Source organism: Streptomyces sp. ISL-98 (genome assembly GCF_018614055.1).
Taxonomy (GTDB): Bacteria; Actinomycetota; Actinomycetes; order Streptomycetales; family Streptomycetaceae; genus Streptomyces; species Streptomyces spiramyceticus.
The window spans coordinates 1-9,155 of record NZ_JAGGPB010000092.1 but is presented as its reverse complement, the minus strand read 5'-3'; the positions used below and the strand labels follow the sequence as shown (position 1 = coordinate 9,155).

The window sequence follows — 9,155 nt, the reverse complement described above, 5'->3', positions numbered from 1 at the left end:
CCTACGCGGTCACGGCACTAGCTGTTCATGAGGGTCGCTGTTGGGGCCAGTGTCAGTGAGATCGTCCAAGAGGTCCGTGAGTAGGGCTCGTTGGGCATCGTATTCGTGCCCGGTTAGGGGATCTGGGCCTGCTGCCAACTGGGCTTTCGCCTCTTGGCGAAGCGCCTCGACATGGCCGTCGGGGTCGTGGAGAACGATGGAATCGGCGAAGAGGAAGAGAGCCGTTGCCCTGCGCGTCGTGCGGCTTTCCGCGAAGGCAGTTCGCAGGTCGGAGCGACTGTTGAGGAAGACCTCAGCCAGACGATCATTGTGACGAAGCACCTCACGACGTCTCATGCCGTGATCAGGGAGAAGGACTGTGATGTCGAGGTCACTGCTGGGAGTGGACTGACCGCGTGCGGCGGAACCGCCCAGCACCGCGCCGATCGTTTCCGGATAGCGCGCGGAAACAAGTCGGCTGGCTGCACAGACGTCTGCGGCTGTCTGGTCGGAACCGAGCCGGTGGACTGCCATTCCCGCATCGGGATGCCGTTGGGGACTCATAGCCGTCATCGTGCCAAAACAGGCTAAGAACCCCTAACGAAATGATCTTCGGGGTGGTTGGATCACTCCGAGAGCGTTGATCCGGGGGTGTGTGGTGGCTCGGCCGAAGCCGTGGCATGTCGAGGACGAACTGTGGGCGGTGATCGAACCGCTGCTGCCGAAAGTCGAGCGTCGTGTCCGGCATCCGGGACGGAAGCGGCATCCGGACCGATTGGTGTTTCAGGGCATCCTGTTCGTGCTGCATACCGGGATTGCCTGGGAACACCTGCCGCAGGAGCTGGGCTTCGGCTCGGGCATGACGTGCTGGCGGCGCCTGGCCGAGTGGACCGAGGCCGGGGTATGGCCCCGGCTCCATGAAGCGCTCTTGGCCAAGCTCCGCAGCGTGGACGCCCTGGACTTCTCCCTGGCGGCGGTCGACGGCTCCCACATCCGGGCGTTAAAAGGGGGCCCAAGACGGGACGAAGCCCTGTCGACCGGGGCAGGGCGGGCAGCAAGCACCACTTGATCACCGATGCCACCGGCATCCCGCTTGCCGTCACCCTGACCGGCGGCAACCGCAACGACGTCACCGAGCTCATCCCGCTCCTCGAAGCGGTGCCGCCTGTGCGGGGCAAGCGTGGCCGACCCCGGCGCCGCCCCGACGTCGTGCTCGGTGACCGCGGCTACGACCACGACAAGTACCGCCGGCTCGTCCGCGCGCTCGGAGTGAAACCACTGATTGCGCGACGCGGCACCGAGCACGGTTCCGGACTGGGCACCCAACGCTGGGTTGTCGAGCGCGCCTTCGCTCACCTGCACTGGTTCCGCCGCCTGCGGATCCGCTGGGAGGTCCGCGACGACATCCACGAAGCCTTCCTCACCCTGGGATGCGCACTCATCTGCTGGCGACGCCTGTCACAGCCGACCCGAGCCCTCACTCTCCCGCAGTAGCCATTCCCTGACTGAAGGAGCACGGTCAAGGAGCTGACTGACCTGCATGCCTTCTTCTCGTGAGGTCACCCGCGGCAGCGGGGTGAAGTCGTCAGGAAGTACGTCCAGCAGGCTCACCACGCGCTCTCCCGCACGCAGAGTGATCAACAGTTCGCACCGCAGCTGACGTGGAACGTCCGGGCGGTGGGACAGGGAGTGCCACAGGGCCGGCCACAGGTAGTGGGTTCCGTCGGGCGCCGCATGGGCTTGCACCCACGCTGGCTCCAAACGCTGGCTCAGACCGAGGTCACATGCCCGCTTCTCCAGCCTGAACAGCGAGGCCGAATCGATGGCTTTCAGCTCGCGAGGCAGGGGCTGCTCGAAGTGCATCGTCCCATGCTGCCCGACGACACCTCACGACGAGGAGCCGAACCCAAAAAGTCATTCCGTTAGGAGTTCTAAGGCCGCTTCGTCCAACTCTCGGTGCGAGGTCCTTAGTGAGCCGGGCCACGAGGTCAGGGCCTGGGTGTACGCGGGGCACAGGTACGCGATCCAGGCCGGGCCGGCTCCGGTTTCCTACCGCGTACGCCACCGCCCAGACCCTCGGCTGGTCCGGCCGCCAGCACCGCGTCCTCGGCGACATCCACCTCCCGCACGGCGACACCGACGGTGCCGCCGCCTACGCCGCCTCCCGCGACGAAGCCGAGCAGCACGGCGCCGCCGGCGAACGCGCCAACCAGCCAGGCCCAGCGCGCTCTCGTACTCGCCTTCACCAACCCGCCGTCGCGGACGACGAGATCCACCTCGCCGAACAGCTCCTGACCGGGCTCGACCTGCGCGCCACCGGCTTCACCACCCAGATCGCCGCGCTCGTCCGCGACGCCGGTATAACCGCCGCCAAGCCGACCTCGAACTCGCCCTCGTCCTCCACCACGCCGTGCAAGGCGGCCGAGCGCGACGAAGTCCGCACGGTCATCCAGCGGCTGCGCCAACTCGCCCCGACCGGCGGCTACGCCTGCTTCGTCGAGATCACCACTTCATGGCCGGCCTCCCCCTACCCGATCCGTCCCCTACGACCTGGCTCGACGGACAGGACTCGGTCCGCGCTCGCTGGCACCAGCTCGTAGAGGACCGCCGAGCCCTCCTCCGCACCGCCGGGTAGTCCAGACACGTCAAGGCCGGCGAGGGCGTCGGCGTTTCGGCTACGGGGCGGGTTCGAAGTGGACTTCGGTGGTCGGGCACTGCTCGGCAAGGTCGAGCAGTTCGGCTTGTTCCTGTGGGTCGATGGTCAGGTTCCAGCGGAGCTTGGTTGCGGTCCATTCCGCGGCGTACTGGCAGTGGACTTCGCCGCTGGGCGGCATCCAGGTGCCGGGGTCCTGGTCGGACTTGCTGCGGTTCGATCGGGCGGTGACGCCGACCAGCGAGGTGGGGGCTCCGAGGTCGTTGGCGTAAGCCTCGCGGCGCTGCGCGGTCCAGGCCGACGCGCCGGAATCCCACGCTTCGGCCAGGGGCACCATGTGGTCGATGTCGAGGCCGGAGGGTCCCGACACCGTCGTCGCGTCGTAATAGGACCACCAGGTGCCGCCGGTCAGCTTGCACCCGGGGCCGACAATCGGCGGCTCGACTGCCTCCGCAATCAGTACCTCATTGCGGGTGTTGCAGCCGTCAGTTGGGTTCTGTCCGCTGTTCCAGTGGCGGAACTTATCGCGCGTGTACCCCTCGCGTGATTCATCGGCCGTGTTGAGCTGGTCGACGGCAACCGGGAGCGGGAGCGTCTCTGCGGCGTGCGCCGGTGAGGAGACGGTGAGGGGCAGGAGGGCGAGTGCGGCGGCTGTAGCGGCGCGCTTCAGGTGCTTGATCACGAATATAGGAATAGCGCCGCATGAGCCGCCGACTGTCCAAGACGACAGGTTGCTCACCCGCCCGGGTGGTGCGGTTCACCGCAGAAACGATGCCCCACCCCTCGGCTGACAATGGGTCTTATTAGGCGTGGTAGCTGATGTAACCGTTGCCGTCGCGGTCGTTCGCGCTCTTGGTGTAGGCGTGGACGTCTGCGCGGCTGCCGGAGGGCTTGTAGAGGTAGATCGTGTCCTTGTCGTTGTTCCACATGAAGTTGCAGTTGTCGCGGTAGACCACGTTGCTGCTGTCGGAGTCGGTGCCGTTGCCGCCGCGGAGCTTCACATAGTCGCCGGGCTGCAGGTAGTGGTTGACCGTGAACGTGAAGCGGTTGCCGGCGGCGTCCTTGACGACGTAACCCTTGAGGTTGATGGTCGCTGAGGACGCGTAGTTCTTGAGCGTCAGGTATTCCTCGCGGGTGTTGCCGGAGGAACAGCTGTTGGAGTCACGGCCGGGCGCGTCGTACTGGATGCCGCGAACCTTCAGTGCCGAGGAGTACTCGGTGGCCTGGGCCGGGACGGCGGCCAAACCAGCTAGCGTTCCGGCAGCGATGGCCGATGCAGCGACAAGGTGCTTACGCACGTGAGGTCCCCCCTCAATAGTGCTGATGAGAGGCAGAAGCCTACAGAGGACACGAGCCGCCGGTTACGACTCCTCAGCATTGGAACTGCCGTCCGCATCCCTCGCCGAACAGCCCCGTTCAACCCGACGAGCCGCGTTCTGCGTCAGGCAGGGCGCGGGAGCTGAACCGGCCGTTGGTCGCCATGCCGATGGCGTCGCCGTGGTGGATCTGCGGCCGGTGCCGTTGGTTTCTGAAGACCGGGTGTGCCAACCGCGACTCCGGCAAGCCCGGCCCGGCGGTGCCTGCACAGGAACAACCTGCCAGAGTCGGGGGGGTATCCATCACGCGCGTCCGCATGCAACACCGGCGCCTTGCGCCTCGAACAGCCGGGTCGTACTCCGGCGGGAAGTGCTGGTTGATCAGCCGGGCCCGCCGGTCGTCCGTTGTGCCCGGCGCCGCGGTAAACCCGAACCCGGCGCGCGTCTCCCGCCACGATGCCGGTGGAGGTTCCGCGTTCCTCTTCGCCTTCTCCTGCACCCGTGGCTGCCACCGGTTGCGTACCTCACCAGTGAGCCTCGCCGCGAGGTTCGTGCGCAGCTTCGTGATCTGGCCCTTGACGTAGCGCTCGACCGTCCGCTGAGCGATGCCCAGCAGTTCGGCGACGGCTTTGGTGGCCTTGAGCTGCTGGACCAGGAGCCGCATCTGCACGCCTGACGCTCCGTTCCTGGATCTCCCAGGCGATGTCCTTCGTGCGGGCGGCGACCTCGGCGATGCGCTTCTCGCTCCGCTGGAGCGTGGCGAGGTCGGTGTCCTGCCGTACGGGTGCGGCTGCGCCTGGGGAGAGCTCCCACTCGCCGCCTGAGGGCTGAAATGGTAGGCGGACAAGGCATACCAAGGTGTCGGCCGCCACATCCGCGTCCCTCTTCAGGGGGCGACGCTCAAGCGCTGGAAGGGGCGGCACAACAGCACCCACGCCAAGATCCGCTGCCTCGGCGAACAGGCCATGGCCACCCTCAAAGGCTGGCGCCTGCTGCTGAAACTTTGCTGCAGTACGAACCAGATCACCGACATCGCGAAGGCTGTCCTCGTCCTTCACCACGCCTCAACGTGAGGTTGGAAGGCTCACTCTTCGAGATGCGTCATACCGGCTGGAGCTGACGGAACTCGTGTGTGCTGAGCGGGAATCGAGAAGAGAGGATGTTGGAGCGGAGTTCTCCCTGGAGAACATCTGCCAGGAACTGAGTGCAGGTGGTGCAGTAGTGCTCCCAGCGTTCGCCGCGAGCTTCGTTCACCATGATCGTCCACTGAGCCTTTTCCAACCTCAGGTTGAGGCGTGGTGAAGGACGACGACGGCCTTCACGATGTCGGTGATTCGGTTGGTGCTGCAGCGGAGCTTCCGCAGGAGGCGCCAGCCCTTCAGGGTGGCCATGGCCTGTTCGCCGAGACAGCGGATCTTGGCGTGGGTGCTGTTGTGTCGCCGCTTCCAGCGTTTGAGCCGACGGCCCCTGAACGGCACCCGGACGGGGCGGCCGGCGCCCTGGTACGCCTTGTCCGCCCAGCACTTCACGTTGTCTTCGGCGAGCGCGTTGATGATGCCGTGGTGCCGCGCGGCGGTCAGGTCGTGGGTCGAGCCGGGCAGCGCCGGGGAGGCCCACAGCAGTCGGCCGAACGGGTCGGTGAGGACCTGGATGTTCATGCCGTGTCGTTTGTGTTTCCCCGAGTAGTAGGGGGTGTCGGTGGCGATCCGGTCGATCGGCAGCAGGGTGCCGTCCAGGATCACGAAGGCTTTCGCCTGCACGGTCTTCATCGCCTCGGTCAGGGTCGGCGCGGCGGCGGCCAGGACGTCGATCACCTCACGTATGTAGCGGTACGCGGTCGCGACGCCGATGCGAAATCCGGCGGCGAGCTGGGCGTAGGTGTCCCCGCACCGCAGGTGGGCGAGGGCGAGCAGGGCCTGACGGCCGACGGGCAGGCGTCGCCACCGGGTCCCGATCTCTCGCTGCCGGGCACGGAGCTGCGTGGTCAGGTAGCGCAGGGTGTGGCTGGACAGATCGATCGACGAGGGGTAGACAAGCACGCGAAGCTCCTGGCGGACACGGGTGATCTTGGTCGAGAACCCGTCTACCAGGAGCTTCGTCGTGTTGTACAGCAGACCAACTTGGAACCGCCGCCGTCAGGTTGGAAAGGGCTCATTAATCACATGAAATCTCAGCCAACCATTCTGGGGTGTAGCACTCTGCGAACGACCACTTCTGGTCTGAGTAGCGGTCGTCCGTGCTGTTCGTGTACACCTCAAGCCTGCCTTGTGGCGTCAAGCGGTAGTACTCACGAATCAGGTCACCCTCCACAGTGGGATAGGTCACCTTCAGTTCTGCGCTCTCGCCGCTCTTGAGGGCTCGCCGGAGGCAGACGATTTCCCGTACCGCCTGCTTCTGCATCTCCTCACCCTGATCCAGGCTCACCTTGCCACAACTGGAAAACCCGGTTCTGGACTCCCAGCGTTCCTTGACCGGGTCGACCGAATCGTTCAGCACCCCGCACCCCGCAGCCAGCAAGGACATGGCCGCCACCGCGACGAGCCGCTCACGGACCAAAACAGCCGTCACATAGAGACAATGGGCTCTGCTCTGACCTTTCACACCGCCCCCTTCCCTGGCGTTGGACGTCGCTCCAGAGAAACCGGTTCCGGTGCGTGCCAGAACGAGCAGACAGCCACGGTCAACCGGGAAACGAGCACACCAGTGAACCCCCTTGTCGTGCAAGACATATGGGTCGCATAACGAGGGGCTGGGCCGTCTCTGGGCCGTCCGAGGCCGATCGGCAGCCGCCAACGATGACCAATGACGGCCACTCAGCCGCAGCCGACCAGCGCCCGGACCAGTGAAAACCCAGGTCGCCAAGATCGCTCGCAAGACCCAGGGCAAGAAGACAGGCCTTGACTCACCCATTGAGACTCCACCGCCGGCGCGTACTTGGTGAGTTCGCCGACGGGATCGCCACGGACGGCACCGTGGTGGAGAAGGGCTACCTGAGCTCGTCGAAGGTCCTCGGGGAGGGCGTGGATACCAAGAACTGCGACTCCGTGTACTGGGCGGATGTGCGCGGCTCGATGCCCGACCTGGTCCAAGCCGTAGGCCGGGCGCTGCGGAGGCACCCCGGCGAGGGCAAGATGGCCAGCCTGGTCGTGTCTATCCTGCTGGGCCCTGGGGAGACACCCGACAGTCGTCGAGGCGATCGCTGACGCCTACGCCTCCGCGCTGGGCTGGGACGATGTGACCGCCCCGCGCGCGATCACAATCCTGACCGCGGCGCTGTCGGTCCTGGTGGCCATCAACGGGGCCGCGTGTCAGGCCGGGCGTCCTGAGGACCAGGCCACGATCTTCCATGTGCGGGCGCTGCTCACCGATGCCGCCTTCCGCAAGGCAGCGCTCGCGGCGGTGGCGGGTCGGCTGGATGAGGAGACCCGCTGCTGGTGGCAGACGGTGTTCCCCACCTTGCCGCCGGACGCATTCTCCGTGGTCCTCAACCCAATCACCCGGCTGGCCGCCAACCCGGTGACCCGCGCGTTCCTCGGCCAGCCGGTCGGGATCTACAACATCCGTGCGGCGATGGACTCCCGGATGATCGTGTGGGTGTGCCCGGGCGGCAACGGGCCCACCGACCGGCTGCTGACGGCACTGCTCGCCCGCGATCTGCTGCGGGCGGTGCGCTCGCGCCGCGATACCCCCGAGCGCCAGCGGGTGCCGTTCCGCCCGTACTTCGACGAGCTGATCACCCTGACCGGGGCAGCCCCGGAGTCGATCGCGAGCATGTTCGAGGACTTCCGCAAGTACCAGTGCCAGGTCCACGGCATGACACAGCTACTGGCCCGCCTGCCCGCTCCGGTGCGGCTGTCACTGGTGCAGAACGCCTCCACGCTGGCCACCACCGCCGGGTCCAAGTCCGCGATCGCACCGATCACCGCCGAGTGGGGCGATGACCCCAGCCCCGAACGGGTCGCCACGATGGAGCGTTTCGAGCACTACGCCTCCATGAACGTGCACGGGCGGCGTGTCGGGCCGGTGCAGTTGCGCGGGCCGCATCTCGACGCGGTCTTCGCCGCTCAGACCCGCCCTCAGAAAGTCAGCGCGCTGGAGCAGGCCGCCCACGCGAACGCCGGAGCCCTCCCCCTTAACCAGCTCACCGGCCGCGCCGCCGACCAGCTCGGCCGCGTCGCCGCCTTCCTTGCCGAGCACTCCTCTGCCGGCACCGCCCCCGTGCCTCTGTCGAAGGAGGTATACGAGTGACTGCCGCCCTTCCGCAGGACCGCAGCACGGGTGACCCCGTTGTATGGGGCACAGAGACTTCCATGACCGCCGAAGCCTCCCCACTGCGGACCCCTCCCGTCCGCAGCGACGACGGTGAGCTACGGCAATTCACGTGGATCACGACCACACCCGCCCTACACGCTCGGTACCGTCTGGAGTGGCGGTTTCGGGCACGGCCCGAACGCGACACGGATCAAGGGGAGTTCAGGTGATTGACGTGCGGCCCAGCCAGCGAATGCGAGACCTCGGCGTCGTCCAGCACGGTGCCGGCATCCTCGCCGAACCGGCCCGCGCCTTTGATCTGCCCGCCGAGCGCGACGAGGCCGAGCGCGTCGTGGACGAGCTGTTCGCCGCCATGGAGCGGATCGGCCAGGTCCACCCCTTCGCCAAGGGCATGGGCATCGCGGCCCCGCAGATCGGCATCGCACGCACCGCCGCCGTCGTCCAGCCGCCCGGCGACGCCCCCGCCATCATCCTGCTCAACCCGCGGATCACCACCCGCTCCGAGGAGATGGACGAGCAGTACGAGGGCTGCCTGAGCTTCTTCGACGTCCGCGGCCTCGTCCCCCGCCCGCTGAAGATGACGGTGGAGACCACGGCTCTGACCGGCGAGACCGTGGCCGCCGTGTACGAACGCGGCCTCGCCCGCCTCATCCACCACGAGATCGACCACCTCGACGGGCTGCTGTACACCGCCCGGATGCGAACTGGCGTCGATCCGATCCCGGTGGAGGAGTACCGGCAGACCGGCCGAGCCTGGGTGTACGAGGGCGCCTGATAGGAGGCTCCCACGGGCACGAGCAGGCCGACCGGAAAGAAGGAAGTCGGCACCGAGTCATAGCTCGAAGAGCCGGAACGGCTCCACGAGCACCACGCTGTGCACGCAGGGGTGGCCGCAGCGCCAGAACCGATTCCTGATCAGGACAAGGTAAGGACCA

10 protein-coding genes and 3 pseudogenes are annotated in these 9,155 nt (G+C 66.8%); 6 read left to right on the top strand and 7 right to left on the bottom strand.

The window, feature by feature from the left end; all coding sequences use genetic code 11:
* Positions 1–9: 9 nt before the first annotated feature.
* Positions 10–543: a nucleotidyltransferase domain-containing protein gene (locus J7I98_RS38525; protein WP_251021821.1), complete on the bottom strand. Its 534-nt coding sequence runs from the start codon at positions 541–543 to the stop codon at positions 10–12.
* A 94-nt stretch (positions 544–637) separates the two neighbouring features.
* Here J7I98_RS38525 and J7I98_RS38520 point away from each other — a divergent pair.
* A protein-coding gene (locus tag J7I98_RS38520) for an IS5 family transposase (protein ID WP_214929718.1) occupies positions 638–1,473 on the top strand; the annotation gives its coding sequence in 2 pieces (ribosomal slippage) (positions 638–983 and positions 983–1,473; 837 coding nt in all).
* Here the strand turns inward: J7I98_RS38520 and J7I98_RS38515 are convergent.
* A complete protein-coding gene (locus J7I98_RS38515) occupies positions 1,438–1,842 on the bottom strand; it encodes a hypothetical protein (RefSeq protein ID WP_214929717.1) in 405 nt (134 codons plus the stop codon). The genes J7I98_RS38520 and J7I98_RS38515 overlap by 36 nt on opposite strands.
* Positions 1,843–1,949: 107 nt before the next feature.
* Here J7I98_RS38515 and J7I98_RS38510 point away from each other — a divergent pair, with 107 nt between their 5' ends.
* Positions 1,950–2,579: a hypothetical protein gene (locus J7I98_RS38510; RefSeq protein ID WP_214929716.1), complete on the top strand. Its 630-nt coding sequence runs from the start codon at positions 1,950–1,952 to the stop codon at positions 2,577–2,579.
* A gap of 75 nt (positions 2,580–2,654) precedes the next feature.
* Here the strand turns inward: J7I98_RS38510 and J7I98_RS38505 are convergent, their stop codons facing one another.
* From J7I98_RS38505 to J7I98_RS38495, 3 genes are all read right to left on the bottom strand, one after another.
* Positions 2,655–3,314, bottom strand: a complete 660-nt coding sequence (locus J7I98_RS38505) for an HNH endonuclease family protein (protein ID WP_214929715.1) — start codon at positions 3,312–3,314, stop codon at positions 2,655–2,657.
* Between the two features lie 121 nt (positions 3,315–3,435).
* Positions 3,436–3,930 (bottom strand): lamin tail domain-containing protein, encoded by a 495-nt coding sequence (locus J7I98_RS38500; RefSeq protein ID WP_214929714.1) that lies wholly within the window; start codon positions 3,928–3,930, stop codon positions 3,436–3,438.
* A 118-nt stretch (positions 3,931–4,048) separates the two neighbouring features.
* Positions 4,049–4,618: a hypothetical protein gene (locus J7I98_RS38495; RefSeq protein ID WP_214929713.1), complete on the bottom strand. Its 570-nt coding sequence runs from the start codon at positions 4,616–4,618 to the stop codon at positions 4,049–4,051.
* Positions 4,619–4,787: 169 nt separating this feature from the next.
* Here J7I98_RS38495 and J7I98_RS41930 point away from each other — a divergent pair.
* Positions 4,788–5,021 (top strand): annotated as a pseudogene (locus J7I98_RS41930) (transposase family protein); the annotation flags it as partial.
* Between the two features lie 210 nt (positions 5,022–5,231).
* Here the strand turns inward: J7I98_RS41930 and J7I98_RS38490 are convergent.
* Entirely contained in the window at positions 5,232–5,987 is a 756-nt protein-coding gene (locus tag J7I98_RS38490; RefSeq protein ID WP_214929712.1) for a transposase family protein, read from the bottom strand.
* Positions 5,988–6,102: 115 nt separating this feature from the next.
* Positions 6,103–6,549 carry a hypothetical protein gene (locus J7I98_RS38485; protein ID WP_214929711.1) on the bottom strand — a complete coding sequence of 149 codons (447 nt, stop codon included), beginning with the start codon at positions 6,547–6,549 and terminating at the stop codon, positions 6,103–6,105.
* A gap of 314 nt (positions 6,550–6,863) precedes the next feature.
* On the opposite strand from J7I98_RS38485, the pseudogene J7I98_RS38480 reads away from it, so the two are divergent.
* From J7I98_RS38480 to J7I98_RS38470, 3 genes and pseudogenes are all read left to right on the top strand, one after another.
* A pseudogene (locus J7I98_RS38480) lies at positions 6,864–7,133 on the top strand (helicase-related protein); the annotation flags it as partial.
* Positions 7,132–8,196 (top strand): annotated as a pseudogene (locus J7I98_RS38475) (ATP/GTP-binding protein); the annotation flags it as partial. The pseudogenes J7I98_RS38480 and J7I98_RS38475, both read left to right, overlap by 2 nt.
* Before the next feature lie 238 nt (positions 8,197–8,434).
* On the top strand, positions 8,435–8,995 hold the full coding sequence (locus tag J7I98_RS38470) for a peptide deformylase (protein ID WP_308378087.1): 561 nt from the start codon (positions 8,435–8,437) through the stop codon (positions 8,993–8,995).
* Positions 8,996–9,155: the final 160 nt, after the last annotated feature.

Coding starts and splice junctions, on each gene's coding strand:
- J7I98_RS38525 (WP_251021821.1), bottom strand. CDS start 543: ATGAGTCCCCAACGGCATCCCGATGCGGGAATGGCAGTCCACCGGCTC.
- J7I98_RS38515 (WP_214929717.1), bottom strand. CDS start 1,842: ATGCACTTCGAGCAGCCCCTGCCTCGCGAGCTGAAAGCCATCGATTCG.